We start from the raw sequence: 16,449 nt of genomic DNA, 5'->3' as shown, positions 1-16,449 counted from the left end.
GCTTGATCGCCTGTTCCAAGTACGGCAATCCGGAGAGGTCCTGGCCGCCGGAGGCCGTGCAAAGCGCTCCGCTTGTATGGTCGCCCGTGCTCTTTCAACCTGCGTTCGCCGCATGCCAGAAGAGCGTGCCCGCCGTGATCCTACCGCCCTCGTCCACATGCTCGAAGAGCTTGCGGGTAACGGCCTCGTCGTACTTCTCGGGGTCGTGGGAGCACCAGCTGAGGAACGTGTCGTGGTCGCCTCCAGCGGCCTCGTAGCTGATGCCGATGTTCTTCCAAGTCTCGTAGTTCTTGGGCGGCTCCATAGAGAGGAACGCCAAGTCGGCCTTCTCCTTATCGTTCATGCTGGCTCACCCCGCAATCGAGCTGCGAGGCGACGCTCCCCGTGACCGAGCTGTAAGATGCAGCCACGACAGGCCCCCGGCCTGTCCACTCGCCGCCGGTGGCCCCGCCGCCAAGTATACGGCCACCGGTGTCATTTTCCTTGAATGCTTCCATAGGCATCGCTAGTCCTCAATGCCGAGCATGTCGCAGATTTTCTGCCCGCTGATCGCCCAGGTGCCGCCGATCATCATCGCGGGGAGCGTCCCGTCCGCGCACCACTTCTGGACTTGGCGCAGGCTCCACCCGCCGATCTCGGCCACGTGCTTGGGGGTCTCGCACACCTTCACGTCCGCGCGCCGGATTTGCGAGCAGCCGAGCGGCTCCTTCCCATGCCCTATTCTCGCCTTTGTACCGAGCCATTCAGTCACCGCCCTAACCTCTGAGCTACTAATGACGTGTGATCACGGTTAAGACTGTACAAGAGCGAATTGCCGCGTTTAACTGTGGTTATGTAGTGCAGCAGTGGCAAAACTGCTTGACGGCGCGGGACTTCCATTTTGCTTTGCGACTGCTTGGACGGCCAAATTGCTCATTTGCTGACTTATAGCAATGCCCCAACGGCACCGTCGCGTTTGCAAACAGCCGCGGCCAACAGCAAGAACATCAGCAATTCCGTCGGCATGCATCGGACGTCCGCCGCTGGGGTATCCTTGGAGCACATGCACCGCAAGCCACGCAAAGGAGCCGCCATGCGCACCGAGCTCGATGTTCCCTTTTTGCACAAAGACGAGGCCAAAGCCCTGGGTGCCAAGTGGGACCGGGTCAAGAAGATCTGGTACGTGCCCGATGGCGTCAACCCCGAGCCCTTTGCCGCATGGCTGCCCGGCGTGGATCGCTCCGACCCCAGCGCACCCTACATCTATCTGGTACTGGGCAAGCGCGAATGCTGGAAGTGCCACGAGCAGACGACGGTCGCGGCCTTTGGCATTCCGTATCGGGCGGCCGAGGACTCGGGCAGCAAGGCTGCGCCCAACGCCGCGCCCGCCATGGACGATGCGGGCCACATCGCGATTGACACCGCCCGCGCCAACGCCATAGCCATCGTCCCCGCGCTGGGCTGCGTGCCGGCCGAGATCCGCGACTACCTGCGCGAGCGCTGCGGCTACAAGCCCGTAACGTCGCGCACCACCAAGACCGTATCGCTCGCCAGCACCTGCACCGCCTGCGGCGCGCTGCAAGGCAGCCATTACCTGTTCGAGGAGCCCACGTCGCCGTTTGCGCTCACGGCCATCAACAAGCTGCCCGCGCTGGAATTCGTGCGCGTAGAAGTCGCTGGCGTCTTTGGCATCCCCGCTAGTCAGGGCAACTTTGACCAGGCACTCTTCACCTGGGCACGCGACCACCACACCCAGTTCCACAAGACCCTGTGCGAGGGAATTTACCTGTAGGGCAAAACTCGAAAATCGAGTCCAGTTATCCTCGAAAATCGAGTATGCGCAGGTAGCTGAGTTGCGAGCTCGAGGACCTACAGCCCCAGAATGTGCTCCAGATAGCCCTTGTTGAACCAGAACGATTGCCTGGTCATCCAGCGTCCGTCGGGCAGCTCGTAGGCGTTCCTCGCAATATCGCCGATTTCGGTTCCGTCGGCGAATCTGTACGCAGCCTTCGACGTATGCGGGCGAACGTGAACGATTGGATTGTCTGCCATACCAGGCAGGTTGTTGGCCACTTTAAGCTTTCCGCTCGAATCCCTATACGGATTGAGCTCAACTCCCTCGCGAATAACCTTTTGCGTTTCGTCCCAGCAAGCCTTTGCGGGGCCTTCGATTTCGTTTGCCGGCATTGCCCAGAATAGGCAGCGGTCAAGGCGCCACATCCCCTCGTGGTCCTCGCGGAACACGACGAAGAAGAAACGGCTGGTCTCTAGGCGCGCACGGAAGGAAGACGTCTCCCAGTCCTCATTGATTAGCTGCTTAAACTCAAACGGAGGGAAGGACATTGCCTGCTCGATGTGCCCTCTCTTATTAACGCGACAAGCACGGACGTTAATCCCGGCCTTAACGAACTCCTCGGCAGCGTTGCTTTTAATACCGAGCATTCGATAAACGAGTGTCGTCCATTGCGCTTTGTTGCCCGTATACTCCAGGCCGTACTGCTCCGCAATCTGGCGATCGGTTTCGCCATAGTGGCGCTCGATAAGCGCGGTAACGTAGCTTTCGAAATCAATGGACTTGTCGCCGGCCTGGACGATACTCTCGCCAACGCGCGGGGCACCGAGGACATAGGTGTGGAGGACGTAGTCCATATACGAGCGCTTGAGCGAAAAGGCGCGACGCTTTGCGCGACGGCGCTCGATCTCGCCCGTATCGGTATTGAAATACTCGTAATACTGGTCAACCCACATCGTCGCTTCGGTTGCACCCTTTGTGCAGGCGCCCAAGTAGGTGGTCATGCCCTCCGAAAGCTCATCCGCGCGGCCATCTTGAATGTATGAAATGATCTTCTCGTAGTCAGCGCGAATAATCTTCATGTCCTCTTCGGGCAGGCGAACCATAACAGCGCGCTCAATACGCTGGTCGTATTTATCGATAGAGCGATCACGGCCGTAGTAAATCAGCAGGATATTGCTGAGCTTGGTCTTGAGATGCGAGTTGTCGTAGTCAAGCGAGACAGGGCGGTCGTAAGGAATCATCGTTAAGACAAGGCGCTCGCCGGCCGACTTGCGACCGTCCTTGAGCACGTCAAAACACGTTGCCTTAAGTTCGACGCCTGCCTCGGGAAAGTCCGGCCGATCATCGCTGTTGGCCTTGTAGCCAAAGTAACGTTCCTCAATCAGGGTTCCCATACCGCCCTTGTACTTCTTAGACCCAAAGTCCTTGGGCGCACTCTCCCCCTCCGGCGCAATACCGAGCTCGAGAATATCGCGAAACGTCATCCCGTCGAGATTGGCAGCATACCGCTCAATGCTTGAGGGGTCAGAAAAATCGGTATCGTCAAGCATGCGCTTGAAATCGAGGTGCTTCTTGGACATGGGGTACCTCCGAAAGTCGCAGTTAGCCCCATGGTAGTTCAGGGCAGCAATTTCCTCCATAAAATTGAGGGCTTGATCTTGTCCGCTCGATCGGTTATTGTTGTGAGCACCATAAACGGACACAGCAGCGATTGGAGAAACGTGTCTGAGATTAACATTGCCGAGCTTTTTGCGGGCGTCGGTGGATTTCGGCTGGGCCTTGAAGGCTATGCCGACCCGCGCCATCCCGAGTTTTATATGAAACCAGCCGGCCCCTTCCGCACCATTTGGGCCAACCAGTGGGAGCCGCCCGGAACCAAGTCCCGCCAGTTTGCGGCGCGTTGTTACATGGAGCGCTTTGGTGAGAACTCCGTTGTCAACGAAGATATCAATAAGGTTTTGGAGCAGGCTGAAGCCGGCGAGATTGAAATCCCCGACGTGCAAATGGTCGTCGGTGGTTTCCCTTGCCAGGATTACTCTGTCGCACGTCCGCTTAACCAGGCACATGGCATCGAGGGCAAGAAGGGTGTCCTTTGGTGGGATATCTATCACTTCCTCGAGATGAAGAAGCCCCGTTTCGGCCTCTTTGAAAATGTTGACCGCTTGCTTAAGTCGCCCGCATCTCAGCGCGGCCGTGACTTCGCCATCATCTTGAGCTGCCTCGCCGATCTCGATTACACCGTTGAATGGCGCGTAGTCAACTCTGCGGAATACGGGTTCCCCCAGCGCCGCAAGCGCGTTTATATCTTCTGCGAGAAGAACGCCGGCAAGGTCGATCTTGCCGACCGCATGCATAACGGCGTTATGGCAAAGGCCTTCCCCGCCATCTATCCCGACGAAATGGCCGAGCTCGATGTGTTACCTGACCCTTACGAGAACTCGACTCGCTTTGGCGTTGGTCAAAAGACATCACAGTTTAAGAATGCTGGCGTTATGCAGGGCTGCCATGTTCTGACGTGCGACTTCACCGAGGACTATCATGGCGAGCGCCGTGTGCTTGGCGATGTGCTTGTCAACGAAGCGCTTGTTCCAGAGCAGTTCTACATCTCTGACGAAAAGCTTCCCGACTGGCGCTACCTCAAGGGCAGCAAACGCGAAGAGCGCACCAACAAGAAGACGGGCTTTACGTATACGTATTCCGAGGGAGCCATGAGCTTCCCGGATGCCATCGACAAACCAAGCCGCACGATTCTCACAGGTGAAGGCGGCACGGGCGCCAGCCGTTTTAAGCATGTCATCGAGTGCCCCGACGGTCGTTTCCGTCGTCTTGTTCCCGACGAGCTCGATCAGCTCCAGGGATTCCCGAAGGGCTGGACCGACACCGGCATGACCGATGGTCATCGAGCCTTCTGCATGGGTAACGCACTTGTCACTGGTGTTCCCCACCGCATCGGTGAAGCCATGGTTGCGGTGTATGGGCTGTAGCCGAACCACTATTGGCATAAACAAGACGAGGGCCAGTTCGATTCTGAACTGGCCCTCGTCTTTTGTCTAAGTTACTGTAGCGTTTGCACTACTTGGAATCAGGAACGATGCCGACCAAGCTGACGGTGACGTCGAAGGTCGGACTTCCTTCGCCGACTTCGAGACCAGACATGTTCTGGCAATCGCTGTCGGTGCCTTCCATCCAAATGACAACCTTGAAGTTCGTCCCGTTGTAACCAACGTGTGCGAGCATTTGAGCATCGCCCGTCGGCTTTACGTAGGAGTCGCCGCTTCCAGTTGCTCCCCAGTTTTTGTTGTTCTGGTCAATCATATTCCCGCCGTACACGTGGGCATAAGACGGCGCTATGGTCACCGAGAGGCTGCCGGAATTCACGCAACTCCAGCCCTCGGTAGCAGAAACATCGTTTCCCTTACCGGTCGGAAGGACCGGAGCATAAACAACCTTGAGCTCGTCATTAATCAGCAGGCCAACACGAAGGCTGCCTTTGATCTTGTCGAACCAATCTTGCGAAGCGCCTTCCGACGCAGTCACAACAACGGGACCGTTCGAGCTGCTGTTGTCGAGATAGACGTCAGCCTCGCCAGTCTGGTTAATCGTGTAGAGCGTATATTCCGCCATCGTATAGGCGTAATAAGTCTCGGTATCTCCCCTGAGCGCATAGGAACCCTCAAGCTGCTTAGAAATCGTTGCCTTCTGGTAACCACTCACATCTGTACCATTCCATGATTTTGGTACAAACCAGCTATGGGCATCGTCCGTGGAAGACGGACTGATCTCATGGCCAGTGCTTGCGGCGGTCGTTTGGTGATCGCTGCCGTCATGAATGGCATTTGGACCAGAAGCAATTTGGAGAACCATTCCGTTTGCCTGAGCGCTAACGGTGCTGGTAGTGCCCTCGACCTTTGTGTTCGAGACGAACCAGGCATACGTTGCAGAACCAAGCGCAACTGCTGCCATAACGACAGACAAAGCTGCGACTGCAAGCTGCTTTTTCATCTGCTGAACGCTCAACGGAAATCCTCCTCTCTAAAGAAAAAGGCGGGGGACAGTTCTCCCCCGCCTCTCATTACGCCCGCGGGCGTTAGTTGGCCTTCTTGTCCGTCTGAGTAGAGGTGGCACTGAAAGCAACCGTGATGCGCTTCGAAGCCTTCGTCAGGTTCTCAAGATTGTTCGTAAAGACGTTGCTATCGTCACCATCGTAAAAGACATACATATCAACCGTAGTTTCCGATGTAGACGAAACCGTATCAGTAAGCTTATTGCCAGTGTTAGAAGCGGCCTTCACACCGCCCTTGTCACAAAGAACCCAGTTGTCTCCACACTTCACAAGAACACGAAGCGCGGTATCAAACTGGCCGTTATCCGATCCATCATCTTTGATAGATGCACCCTTGACAATAAGATTCTCCAGGTTAGCGCCCTTCGAGCCAATCTTGAATGTATTTTTGACAGCATATTGTCCGGCTACGGCAGCCTCAACCGAACCCGCAGCCTTATCTCCCGACTCGGGAACAAGGCTCGCGCCATCGGTGCTCATATCGCTTTTATCGGCGCTATCACCAAACGCAGTGTAAAAATTCCCGGCAGTCGCATAGGTGACAGCGTCGCCGGTGTAAGCCCAGTGAGCAGGATAAAGCGGCGTATCCCTCACGAGCGACTGATCAGCACGCTGGTCCTTTTTTGTGGCACTGGTGCTATTTTCGTCATAGATATACATGAACGCAGAGTTCGACTGAGCAGAAATCTTACTGGTGGTAGCGTCGACCTTGTTGTTGCTCACAAACCATGCGAAGGTGGCAGAGCCCAACGCTACGGCTGCTACCAGCACCATGGCGATGGCGGCGCCCATCTGCTTCTTTAATGCCTTGGTATCCATACGGACCCCTTTCTTTCCCCATTCATCCCAGACGACCCTCGAGAAGCCCGGAAGGGGAGCCCGCGCTTTCGTGTTGGATGTTGCTTGCCCATCCTTTAGACATGGAATCGAGAATACCATAATTCTTACGATTTCCTTATGAGTTTTCGAGAGCTTACATTCCGGCAGATTCATAGGCCCACCTCGGGTTATATGTGGTGCTATGTGAACATCGTTTACCTTATTTGATCTCTCTCCCACAAAGCTGTAAGTCCCTCTTAAGCCTTGCGACCGCAGTTCCACGCCATCGCATACATTCACCCTCCGCCGAGCTTCGCCCTAGCCCTTCCCCACCCGCTATACTGATGTAGCACGTGTAATTTCTGCTCGCTTGCGTAGGCTGTTTGTTAGGAGGTCCCTATGGCTGCTGCCGCTCAACCTAAAGGAAGCGTTTCCACCGGATCGATCAAACCGGTGACGCGTAAGGCCGTTCGCTGCCAGCGCGAGGTCGCCTGGCTGATCACGCAGGCTGCCGGCAAGTTAGTTGCTACCATCGACGACGTCAACGCACCCACGCCCAGTTTTGTGCTGGCAGCGGCGCTATCGCACGTCCGCGCGCAGCAGCATGCCGCACAGGACCATGGACGCACGATTGACTACAAAGCCGTCATGGCCCCCGACCTCGCAAGCTTTTGTGCGGCCGCGGGGCTGCCCACAGCGCGCAACGCGCTTTCGGACGCGGGCTACATGTTCACCCTCTCGGGCGCAGACCTCATCCGCGACGTTTACGCCTACTGTAGTGACCTGGGCGAACGCACGGGTGACGCGGCGCAGGTCAAACCGGGCTACGCGATCAAGCTCGCGCTGCGACTGTTCTTGCTGGATGCCGCCACTGCCAGCGGCGCTACCTCCAAAGACAACGCCTCTGCATAGCAAAAGCGCCGGGCCGGGAAATCAATCCCGGCCCGGCGATTGTTCGTTCTACTTATCCCCGTCCCCTACGGGCGAGTTCTTTTGGTTGCGGCGGTTACTCCAGGTCACGTTGTGCTCCTTGTAGTAATCGGGCGCCTCGTTGCCGCTCGCGCTAATGGGGTCGTTGCCGGTCAGGGTGTCGGCAATATCCTGCACGAACTTAATGAACAGGCTCGAGTCGTCGGTCTCGGACGAATCAAAGTCGAAGCCGAACTCCACCGCACCACCAATGATCTTGTCCACGCACTCTGGATCGTCGCCGTCTAGCCAAATGACCACGGTGTACTTGTCCACGTCGCCCACGCGGAAGTTCGCGTGGCTAATGGTCGTCACCACGTCTTTGGACGCAAACGGCTCGGTGTTGGGCTCGGGGCTGCCATCGGCCGCAGCCGCCGCATAGGTGGTGGGCTCGCCATTGCGATACACCCTCACGCGCGCCGCCTTCTCCACGCCCTTGCTGGCGCTGGCCACCTTGAGCTTGGCGCTATAGCCCAGATCGGTCTTGCCGGCGTTGCGGATATAGAAGGTGTACGCTACGTAGTTTTTGCCGTTGTGGCTGCCGTCGATGTCGTCCAGGTTATCGGGCAGGTCCTCGGCGGCGATATTGGTGCCGTTGTCCACGGCGTCGGCCGCCAGGCGCGCGGTGGCGTTGTTAAAGTCACCGTTGTCGGCAATGGCCACGCCGCGGCGGAACAACTCCAGGCGGTTGAGGTTGATGGTGAAGTTACCCATGTTTTCCTGCATAAACGACAGGGCAAACAGCACGCCAAAGGCAAGCGCCAGCACCACGAGGGCCTTTTGCAGCTTGTCCATGCGCAGCAGTGCCGCGCCGATGCGCTCCATGCGGCGCTTGGGCATATACATGGATACGACCGCGTCGGGGTCGATGTCGTCGAGGTCCTGGTCGGCCAGCGCCTGCTCCAGCTCCTCAATGCGTACCACGCCGCGCAGGTTGCGCTTGGGCTTGGGCTTGCGGTTGGGCTTGCCGAAGCGCGTGCGGGAGGCGGGAGCCTGCTCGGGCGCGGAGTCCTCGCCGGGCACGTCCTCGGCATTGGTGCCGGGCGCGTTCTGCGACGTGTCCTCGGCCTGGCCCTCGGCCAAATCCTCAGCCAAATCCTCGGCAGCTTGATCTTTGTTGTCGTTACGCTTGAACAGAGCCATGGCAATCAGATCTTATATTTGGTGCGAATGTAGCCGACGTATTCTTTGACGAGCTCGCGCTCCATGTCGTCGGCGTAACGGAACTGCAGGCCGCAGACGTTGCGGTACAGGCTACCCTTGGGCGCGCGGCGCACCCAGCACACGATGCCCAGCTGCTCTGGCAGCTCGTGCCGCTCGCCCTGCAGACGGATCGTGGGCATTTGCACGGCCAGGGCCTCGCCCACGTCGGGGTAATCGTTAAGGTAGATAGCCAGACCGCCGGCCGAGACGTCGATGGTCATGGCGTCCTCGGGCTCGTGGGTCGGCGCGTTGTCGCGCTGGTAGTTCAGGCGCATGGCGACCTTAAAACGCTCGTCGCGGCGCTTAACGAAGGTGCGCTGCTCGGCGACTTTGCGCATTTTCCAGTAGGTGCGGATGCCCTTTTTCTCGACTGCCTCGGGGTAGCCGGCGAGCACGAACGTCTCCTCGCCCACTTTGTATTGCAGCAACAGCTTTTGGTTTTCGTCCATGATGAGCGGCTTGCCGGCGAGCATGGGCGCGCTCATAAGAAAGTACGCCTCGTCCAGGTTCTCTTTGTACGTGGCGAGCATGTTGAAGTCGGTTTTTTGGCCCATGGGCACGTCGAATGCCACCTGAAGCTTAGTCCCCGGCGTTATCTGTTGCTCTGCCATGTATTCTCCCCCAGTCGCGGGCGCCGATATCATCGTCGTGCGCGATGCACATTGGGCTATTGTAACTGCTTTGCCGCAGGTTTCGATGTGCAGCGCGTGAAATGGCGCGGATGTGAGGCGGGGCAGCCACTAGTGCAGCTGCCCCGCGCGCTCCGTCAGCCGGTACTTGCGGTTGCGGCTCGTCGCCGGCGCCGTGGGCTCAAGCTCGCCTTGTGCGATAAGCGCATTGACGCGTACCCTAACCTGGGAGACGGTGAGTCCCGTGCATTCTGCCAGTTCACGTGTTCCCAGTTCGCCGTTGCGCTTGAGTGCCGCCACAATTAAGTCCCCGCCATGATCGATTTGCTCAACCTTCGCTCGGTAGAGGACAACCTTAAACCGGTCGAAACCCGGGCAAAACAATGGCTCGGCCAGACCTTGCGCACGCATGGCATCGAGCATCATTGGAATGCCCGACCCGTTGCCTTCGGCAGGAGAGCCCGCGCCGTCGGGCAATGGGGCAAGCGACATGAGCTTCACAAGCGTCGCATTGCGACATCGGGAGCTGCCGTCAAACAGGTTCTCGCGAGTCTTTCCTCCGTATAGGCCGCCGGGGTTCGTCACTTCGATACGGTCATCAAAGACGTCAACAGCGATCGACTGCCCACAGAACCGGTCTCCGTATTCTCGGTGGATTACGGCGTTGGCAATTGCCTCGCGCAGGACCTCCTCGGGAATCTCCAGCGAGTCGACACGCGAGACGCCTTTGATCATCGAGGTTCGTCGCAAATTCTTGGCGACCGCCGCGACGGCATCCGAGATCATTTCGCCCAACGTTCCCTCGCAGATCGTACGGTCCATGAACCTCAACGACCCCGCCGCGCCCTTCTGCGTTCCGGCATAGACCGCCACATCGATAAAGAGCTTGGGGTAGAACTGCTGAGGATAGGCGCCCGCAACCAGGAGTCCGGCCTTAGTCACGTTGCCTTGGGAATCGAGGAAATTCAGGCGCTCCAGCTTTGTTTTCTTGTCCGTCGCACCGTGCATAGCTCGGGGCGTCAGCGAGAAAGCACGCTCTATCGTGCGGTCGACCAGGGCCTCGTCGAGGTCGCCCACACCCGCGCCCGGCACTGCGTCGCGATCACTGGGGCTCGTCCGCTCATATGACGACAGTGCCAAAACCTCGGTCGACGAAAGCGGGACATCTTTGTCATCGATGCGTTTGTAGCTGCCACCTTGAGCGCCCCGCTCTATTACATAGCAAGGCTTGCTCGACGGGTCGAGCTCCTCGATCGTGATGACGAGAACAACGGTACCCCGAAGCTCCACGCGCTCAATGGTGTATTTGGGCGGATTGGCCAGCTTTCCGCGACCGCCGGCATCGCCCATGCCCGCCACGAATTGGTTGAGCACCTTCTCGGTCTCAAAGTTCTCAACCGGGACAAAGCCCGCGCGCTCGCTCACGCCGAGCACGATAATTCCGCCAGCGGTATTCGCGAATGCACTAACCGTTTCCCATACGTCGCGGGAAAGCGTCGTGGCGCTCTCCTTGACCTCGACGTTAAGATCGTCCGAGCCCATGCGCCTTAAAGACTCGAGCAGACCGGTCAGCTCGTTTTCGTTCATCTGCATGTCCTTTCGCTCGGCCCGGCGGAGAATGCCACGAATAGATTTCCTTCGTCTCTCAGTTATCTCTCGTAATTATCTCTCATCTTTCTGCTATCTCTCATATTAGAGATAAGTGAGAGATGAAAGAAAAGATGTCTGTCATCTGTTTCATTTAAACATGTTTTTGCTGGTAGAACAATCAGTATTGAGACAATACCATGATTGCTTGTCTCCTTGCTGCTCAGTTATCTCTCATATTTATCTCTCGTCTTTCAGTTATCTCTCATATTAGAGATGAGTGAGAAATGAGAAATGCATGAGTGATGGACGGTCAGGAATCGAGAGTGGATTTCCGGACGGTTTTTTGGCGTTTTGGGGCTGTTTCCGTCCGAAAATCCACTCTCGTTCAATTTGCGTCCGAATTTCCAAGCTCGTGTGTCCGAAAATCCACGCTCGTGCGGCAGATTGGTCGAGGGCCCCATATGGGTATACTCACGAGGATTCGACTCGATTCGCCCCCGCTGGGGCGTCAAAGGAGACTGCATATGCCCACCACCTCAACCGACCCGCGCGCCGCTGCTGCCGCGCTGCTGGTACCCGGTACCATCTGCCACGGTTTTGCCGTCGAGCGCTGCGAGACCGTGCCCGAGCTCGATTCAGACGCCTACGTGCTGCGCCACACTGCCTCGGGCGCTCACCTGCTGTACCTGGCGTGCGACGACGAAAACAAGGCCTTTGCCATTGGCTTTAAGACGCCGCCGGCCGATTCCACCGGCGTGTTCCATATTCTTGAGCACTCAGTGCTGTGCGGGTCGGCCAAGTTTCCCGTCAAGGAGCCGTTTGTCGACCTGATTAAGAGCTCCATGCAGACGTTCCTCAACGCCATGACCTACCCCGACAAAACCATCTACCCCGTTGCTACCACCAACGAGCAGGATCTGTACAACCTGATGGACGTGTACCTGGACGCGGTGTTCAACCCGGCCATCTATACCAAGCCCACCATTTTTGAGCAGGAGGGCTGGCACTACGAGCTGGACCTGCCGGAGGGCGCCGAGGGCGAGGGCGACGGCAGCTCCGAGAGCCTGCGCGAGGGCACGCTGCGCTACAACGGCGTGGTGTTCAACGAGATGAAGGGCGCGCTGTCCGACCCCATGAGCGTGCTGGACGACGCCGTCAACGCCGCGCTCTATCCCGACACCGCCTATGCGCACGAGAGCGGCGGCGACCCACGCGCGATTCCCGCGCTCACCTACGAGCAGTTCCTGGATACGCACGCGCGCCACTACAATCCTTCCAACTCTTATATAACGCTCTACGGCGACCTAGATGTGGACCGCGCGCTGGCATTTTTGGACGAGCGCTATCTGTCGCAGCCGAGTGCCGCGAGCCGCCGCATGGACGCCGCCGTTGCCGCCGGCGAGGACCCGTCCACGCTGGCGCCCAATCCGCTGGGCGTGCAGGCGCCCGTGACCTGCGAGTATCAGCGCGTCGAGATGGCCACCACGCCCGAGAACGCCCTGGTGGGCCTGGGTCTTGTACTGGGCAGCGCGCTCGACCGCAAGCGCACAATCGCGGCGGATATCCTGTTCGAGGCGCTGCTGGGTTCCAACGAAGCGCCGGTTAAGAAGGCCATTCTTGCCGCCGGCCTGGGCGGCAACGTGGTGAGCTACACCGCGGCCGAGAGCCTGCAGCCCTACGAGCTCATCATGCTGCAAAACGCGCAGCCCGGCGTGGCGCGTGAGCTGCGTCGCGTGTTCCAGGACGCCTGCCGCGACCTGTGCGAGCACGGCGTTCCGCGCGAGCGCCTGGAAGCCATCATCAGCAGCAACGAATACGACCTGCGCCAGCGCGACTACGGTATCGCCGACGGCGTGGCCATTGCGTGCGACGCGCTGAGCACCTGGCTCTACGATGACGACGCCGCGACGCTGGCGCTCAAGTATGGCCCGGTGTACGAGGAGCTTCGTGGCGAGCTGGACGGCAGCCATTTTGAGGACCTGCTGCGCGAGCTCGTGCTGGAGAATGACCATATGGCGCTGGTCGAGCTGGTTCCGGTAGACGCTGTCGAGGGTGCAGAGGGTGCCGAGGCCGCCGAGCTGGCTGCCAAGCGCGACTCCATGTCCGATGCCGAGCTGGCGGACGTGGTCGAGCGCACGGCCGTACTACGTGCCGCGCAGGAGGCCGAGGACACGCCCGAGGACAAGGCAACGCTGCCGCGCCTGCGTGTATCCGACATTGGCGAGGCGCGCCCCGAGCCGCCGCTCGTCGTGGACACGACCGCGCCCATCCCCTGCCTGCGCCACGGCATCCCCACCAACCGCCTGGCCTACGCCATGCAATACTTCGACCTGAGCTGCGTCGCATTTGAGGACCTGCCCTACGTGACGCTGCTCTGCCGCCTGCTCAAGCAGCTGCCCACACGCGAGCATTCGGCCGAGGAACTTGACAACTTACTCGCCGGCAAGCTGGGCTTTTTGAGCTTTACGACCGAGGTCATGACCCAGCCCGACGTGGACGGCGTGCGCCCCTACCTGCTGGTGAGCGCCGGCGCCTTGTCCGAGAAGATCGATGCGCTGGCAAGCCTGCCGCGCGAGGTGTGGTCGAGCACGCTATTGCTCGACGCCGATGCCGACCGCGTGCGCGACGTGCTCACGCAGATTCGCATTGGGCTCGAGCAGGGCTTTATCAACAACGGTCACTCGGCGGCGCTCGGTCGCGCGATGAGCTACAGCTCGCCTTCGGCCGTGGTGCGCGAGCAGCTTTCGGGCGTGGATTTCTATCTGTTCCTGCGCGATCTGCTCGACCACTTTGACGAGCGTCTGGACGGCCTGCGCACCAAGCTTGCCGAGCTGGCAGGCCGCATCTTTGTGGCCGATGGCTGTCTGGCGAGCTTTACTGGCAGCGATGAAGACTTTGGCGCATATTGGGCCGCCGCGGGCGACCTGGGGCTGGGCGCTGGCGACGGCGCCGATGCCGGCCGTGACGCGCTCGTGGTGCCGACGCCGTGCGACCGCCACGAGGCTTTTGTCATCCCCAGCGACATCTGCTTTGCGGCCAGCGCGTGCGACCCGCGTCGCCTGGGCATTGACGTGACGGGCGCCTGGGCGGTTGCTGCCAACGCACTCTCCTACGACTATCTGTGGAACGAGATCCGCGTGAAGGGCGGCGCGTACGGCTGCGGATTCCGCGCGGCCGGCGAGCGTCAGGCGGCGTTCTACACCTACCGCGACCCGGCAATCGACCCCTCGATTGAGCGTGTGGCGCGCGCAGGCGAATGGCTCGGCAGCTTTGAGCCCGACGAGGCCGCCTTTGAGGGCTTTATCGTGAGCTGCGTGAGCGGCATGGACGCGCCGGTGAAGCCGTACGCGCTCACCAAGCGCCGCAACACGACCTACCTGGCCGGGCTCGATCCGCACGCACGCGAGGAGCGCCGCGCCCAGATGCTCGCCGCCACGCCCGGTGAGCTTCGCTCGCTCGGCGCCGACGTGACGCGCATCGCAGCCGAGTCGCCAACCTGTGTCTTTGGCGGTCGAGACGTCATCGCCAAGAGCAACGCCGGCTTTAACGTCGTCGACCTGCTCAGCTAACCACAAAGGTAGATTTTTGGGACATGCCTGAAAATCTACCTTTTCTTTTGCCGCTGCTTGGGCGGGGCAGCTCACCCGTCCCACCAGTTTGTCTAAATCTGTAACATCTAGGCGGCAATATTGGCTCCAGATGTTACAAATCGAGACGTTTTCGGATGACGCCGGCCCTTTGTCTCAATCTGTAACATCTAGGTCAGATTTTGCCGAGTTACTGTTACAGATCGAGACAAACCGCCGCAGACACCCGCCCCACCAGCAAAAACCACCACGAAGGGGCAGGTGCCTTTGCGTTGATTCGAACACTTGTTCTATAGTAGGGGTGCTTGCATCGGACTTAAATTGCAACTAAGATATAGTTGCAGAATGTGAGGCGGGATGACTCGGACCGATAAACTCATCGCCCAACTGCTTAGCTGCCCTTCGACGTATCGGTATACCGATTTTTTAAAAGTCATGGCTTCATATGGCTTTGAAATGGACAACAAAGGCAAGACATCCGGATCGCGCATTCGCTTCTACAGGCCATCAGATGGCAGGATGTTCGTAATGCACGCGCCACATCCATCTGACGAATTGACGGCGGGGACCATTCGAAACATCGTTCGATTTCTGCAAGATGTCGGAGGTAGTCATGAGTAACGTTTTGGCATACAAGGGTTATTTCGCCCCAGTCGAGTTCGATGCCGAACAGCATGTGCTAACAGGTATGGTCACCGGCATTAGGGACGCAATCGTATTTGAAGGCTCCACAGCTGAAGAAGTGGAGCAATGCTTCCACGACGCCGTCGACGATTACCTTGAGTTTTGCGCCGAGAAAGGCGAGGAACCCGAGCGGGCTTTTAAGGGCTCGTTCAACGTAAGAACGGGCTCTGAGCTCCACAAGCAAGCGGCGCTGGCAGCGGCAAAGAAGGGTGAGTCACTCAATAAGTTTGTGACTGAAGCAATCGCTGCGGCGTTATAGCATTAACGCATAGGCCCAAACAACCACAAAGGGCGCAGCTCACAGGCATATTTGCGGTGGCTTTACTGCCCATATCGCGTTTGCCCAGATAAAACCTGCCAAAATAAACCTGTCCCTTTTTGGCAGGTTTGCTAGAGGAGGCTGGGATGGACAAGGCTGAGTTGCGACGGGCGATGATTGCTCGGCGCGATGCTCTTGATTTAGATGTGCGGGCGGCGAAGTCTGCCGTTATCTGTGCGCGGCTGGTTGAGCTGTTGGATCGCTCGGATGCCGCGGCGCCGCGCACCGTTGCCGTCTATGCCGCGATGGGTTCCGAAGTCGATCCTGCCGCGTTTGCCGCAGCGGCCGCCAAACGCGGCTGGCGCGTGGCCTATCCGTGCATGTTCTCGGCAATTGATGCCGCAGCTTGTGGCCAGCGCATGTGCATGCGGGCAGTTGCCGCCGACGATGCGTCCGCGGCACCGTTTATCGCCCACCCCACGCGGGTCTTTGCGGCCGTGGACATCGACAACGACCGCTTCCCTATCGTGTCTGCCGAAGCTCTCGACATGGTCGTCGTGCCGCTCGTAGCCTTCGACCGCGCCGGCGCGCGCCTGGGCTACGGCGGCGGCTGCTATGATCGCTACCTGCTCACGCTCTCGCCCGCATGTCAAATCATCGGCATCGCCTTTGACGAGCAGCGTGTCGACCACGTTCCCACCGACGCCCACGACCTGCCGCTACTCCACATCATCAGCGCCTGATCGCCGCTGTATCGCACCCGCAAGATGAGCGTGGAAAATCTCCCACTTTGAGCCCCCTTACGAGCCAAAAGTGGGAGATTATCCACGCTCATTCAACAAGCGTCCAAAAATCCACGCTCGTCCGTCCGA

Annotated in this window: 15 protein-coding genes; 7 read left to right on the top strand and 8 right to left on the bottom strand. The window is 58.9% G+C overall.

The genetic code is table 11. The features are described from left to right. Positions 1-94: 94 nt before the first annotated feature. Complete coding sequence (locus ACGHEN_RS01510) at positions 95-343, bottom strand: PriCT-2 domain-containing protein (RefSeq protein ID WP_117765514.1); 249 nt, start codon at positions 341-343, stop codon at positions 95-97. Positions 344-505: 162 nt separating this feature from the next. Then, the gene (locus ACGHEN_RS01505) at positions 506-751 is read right to left on the bottom strand and encodes a helix-turn-helix domain-containing protein (RefSeq protein ID WP_147336052.1); all 246 of its coding nucleotides are present in this window, start codon (positions 749-751) and stop codon (positions 506-508) included. A 321-nt stretch (positions 752-1,072) separates the two neighbouring features. Here ACGHEN_RS01505 and ACGHEN_RS01500 point away from each other — a divergent pair, with 321 nt between their 5' ends. After that, positions 1,073-1,771, top strand: coding sequence for a DUF5710 domain-containing protein (locus ACGHEN_RS01500; RefSeq protein WP_390396806.1), 699 nt, complete (start codon positions 1,073-1,075; stop codon positions 1,769-1,771). A 77-nt stretch (positions 1,772-1,848) separates the two neighbouring features. Here the strand turns inward: ACGHEN_RS01500 and ACGHEN_RS01495 are convergent, their stop codons facing one another. Next, on the bottom strand, positions 1,849-3,354 hold the full coding sequence (locus tag ACGHEN_RS01495; protein ID WP_390396803.1) for a Sau3AI family type II restriction endonuclease: 1,506 nt from the start codon (positions 3,352-3,354) through the stop codon (positions 1,849-1,851). Between the two features lie 141 nt (positions 3,355-3,495). Between ACGHEN_RS01495 and dcm the strand changes: the two genes are divergently transcribed. Beyond that, positions 3,496-4,758: a DNA (cytosine-5-)-methyltransferase gene (dcm, locus tag ACGHEN_RS01490; protein ID WP_390396800.1), complete on the top strand. Its 1,263-nt coding sequence runs from the start codon at positions 3,496-3,498 to the stop codon at positions 4,756-4,758. An 88-nt stretch (positions 4,759-4,846) separates the two neighbouring features. On the opposite strand, the gene ACGHEN_RS01485 is transcribed toward dcm, so the two are convergent. Together ACGHEN_RS01485 and ACGHEN_RS01480 are read right to left on the bottom strand one after the other, a co-directional pair. Beyond that, on the bottom strand, positions 4,847-5,791 hold the full coding sequence (locus ACGHEN_RS01485; RefSeq protein ID WP_390396798.1) for a hypothetical protein: 945 nt from the start codon (positions 5,789-5,791) through the stop codon (positions 4,847-4,849). Between the two features lie 70 nt (positions 5,792-5,861). Beyond that, entirely contained in the window at positions 5,862-6,656 is a 795-nt protein-coding gene (locus tag ACGHEN_RS01480) for a hypothetical protein (RefSeq protein WP_390396795.1), read from the bottom strand. A 399-nt stretch (positions 6,657-7,055) separates the two neighbouring features. Here ACGHEN_RS01480 and ACGHEN_RS01475 point away from each other — a divergent pair, with 399 nt between their 5' ends. Then, positions 7,056-7,568: a hypothetical protein gene (locus ACGHEN_RS01475; RefSeq protein WP_390396792.1), complete on the top strand. Its 513-nt coding sequence runs from the start codon at positions 7,056-7,058 to the stop codon at positions 7,566-7,568. A gap of 48 nt (positions 7,569-7,616) precedes the next feature. Here the strand turns inward: ACGHEN_RS01475 and ACGHEN_RS01470 are convergent, their stop codons facing one another. The 3 genes from ACGHEN_RS01470 to ACGHEN_RS01460 form a co-directional block, all read right to left on the bottom strand. Next, entirely contained in the window at positions 7,617-8,768 is a 1,152-nt protein-coding gene (locus ACGHEN_RS01470) for a hypothetical protein (protein WP_390396789.1), read from the bottom strand. Positions 8,769-8,773: 5 nt separating this feature from the next. Continuing rightward, positions 8,774-9,439, bottom strand: coding sequence for a PilZ domain-containing protein (locus tag ACGHEN_RS01465; RefSeq protein WP_390396787.1), 666 nt, complete (start codon positions 9,437-9,439; stop codon positions 8,774-8,776). A 129-nt stretch (positions 9,440-9,568) separates the two neighbouring features. Then, on the bottom strand, positions 9,569-11,044 hold the full coding sequence (locus tag ACGHEN_RS01460) for an ATP-binding protein (RefSeq protein WP_390396784.1): 1,476 nt from the start codon (positions 11,042-11,044) through the stop codon (positions 9,569-9,571). Between the two features lie 527 nt (positions 11,045-11,571). Between ACGHEN_RS01460 and ACGHEN_RS01455 the strand changes: the two genes are divergently transcribed. The 4 genes from ACGHEN_RS01455 to ACGHEN_RS01440 all read left to right on the top strand — a co-directional run bounded on the left by ACGHEN_RS01455 (position 11,572) and on the right by ACGHEN_RS01440 (position 16,320). Then, the gene (locus tag ACGHEN_RS01455; RefSeq protein WP_390396781.1) at positions 11,572-14,616 is read left to right on the top strand and encodes an insulinase family protein; all 3,045 of its coding nucleotides are present in this window, start codon (positions 11,572-11,574) and stop codon (positions 14,614-14,616) included. A gap of 375 nt (positions 14,617-14,991) precedes the next feature. Next, positions 14,992-15,255: a type II toxin-antitoxin system HicA family toxin gene (locus ACGHEN_RS01450; protein WP_117746728.1), complete on the top strand. Its 264-nt coding sequence runs from the start codon at positions 14,992-14,994 to the stop codon at positions 15,253-15,255. Further along, a complete protein-coding gene (locus tag ACGHEN_RS01445) occupies positions 15,248-15,577 on the top strand; it encodes a type II toxin-antitoxin system HicB family antitoxin (protein ID WP_390396778.1) in 330 nt (109 codons plus the stop codon). Before ACGHEN_RS01450 ends, ACGHEN_RS01445 begins: the two co-directional genes overlap by 8 nt. Positions 15,578-15,723: 146 nt before the next feature. Further along, positions 15,724-16,320 (top strand): 5-formyltetrahydrofolate cyclo-ligase, encoded by a 597-nt coding sequence (locus ACGHEN_RS01440; RefSeq protein WP_390396775.1) that lies wholly within the window; start codon positions 15,724-15,726, stop codon positions 16,318-16,320. Positions 16,321-16,449: the final 129 nt, after the last annotated feature.

The organism is Collinsella sp. i06-0019-1H4 (assembly GCF_042849575.1).
Taxonomy (GTDB): Bacteria; Actinomycetota; Coriobacteriia; order Coriobacteriales; family Coriobacteriaceae; genus Collinsella.
Note: the sequence above shows the minus strand (reverse complement) of the source record. Positions and strands in the feature narration are given on the sequence as shown.

What these genes read in the sequence shown, in the direction of transcription:
- ACGHEN_RS01510 (WP_117765514.1), bottom strand. Translation starts at nt 343, where the DNA reads ATGAACGATAAGGAGAAGGCCGACTTGGCGTTCCTCTCTATGGAGCCG.
- ACGHEN_RS01470 (WP_390396789.1), bottom strand. Translation starts at nt 8,768, where the DNA reads ATGGCTCTGTTCAAGCGTAACGACAACAAAGATCAAGCTGCCGAGGAT.
- ACGHEN_RS01475 (WP_390396792.1), top strand. Translation starts at nt 7,056, where the DNA reads ATGGCTGCTGCCGCTCAACCTAAAGGAAGCGTTTCCACCGGATCGATC.
- ACGHEN_RS01480 (WP_390396795.1), bottom strand. Translation starts at nt 6,656, where the DNA reads ATGGATACCAAGGCATTAAAGAAGCAGATGGGCGCCGCCATCGCCATG.
- ACGHEN_RS01495 (WP_390396803.1), bottom strand. Translation starts at nt 3,354, where the DNA reads ATGTCCAAGAAGCACCTCGATTTCAAGCGCATGCTTGACGATACCGAT.
- ACGHEN_RS01445 (WP_390396778.1), top strand. Translation starts at nt 15,248, where the DNA reads ATGAGTAACGTTTTGGCATACAAGGGTTATTTCGCCCCAGTCGAGTTC.
- ACGHEN_RS01460 (WP_390396784.1), bottom strand. Translation starts at nt 11,044, where the DNA reads ATGAACGAAAACGAGCTGACCGGTCTGCTCGAGTCTTTAAGGCGCATG.
- ACGHEN_RS01500 (WP_390396806.1), top strand. Translation starts at nt 1,073, where the DNA reads ATGCGCACCGAGCTCGATGTTCCCTTTTTGCACAAAGACGAGGCCAAA.
- ACGHEN_RS01465 (WP_390396787.1), bottom strand. Translation starts at nt 9,439, where the DNA reads ATGGCAGAGCAACAGATAACGCCGGGGACTAAGCTTCAGGTGGCATTC.
- ACGHEN_RS01450 (WP_117746728.1), top strand. Translation starts at nt 14,992, where the DNA reads ATGACTCGGACCGATAAACTCATCGCCCAACTGCTTAGCTGCCCTTCG.
- ACGHEN_RS01440 (WP_390396775.1), top strand. Translation starts at nt 15,724, where the DNA reads ATGGACAAGGCTGAGTTGCGACGGGCGATGATTGCTCGGCGCGATGCT.
- ACGHEN_RS01455 (WP_390396781.1), top strand. Translation starts at nt 11,572, where the DNA reads ATGCCCACCACCTCAACCGACCCGCGCGCCGCTGCTGCCGCGCTGCTG.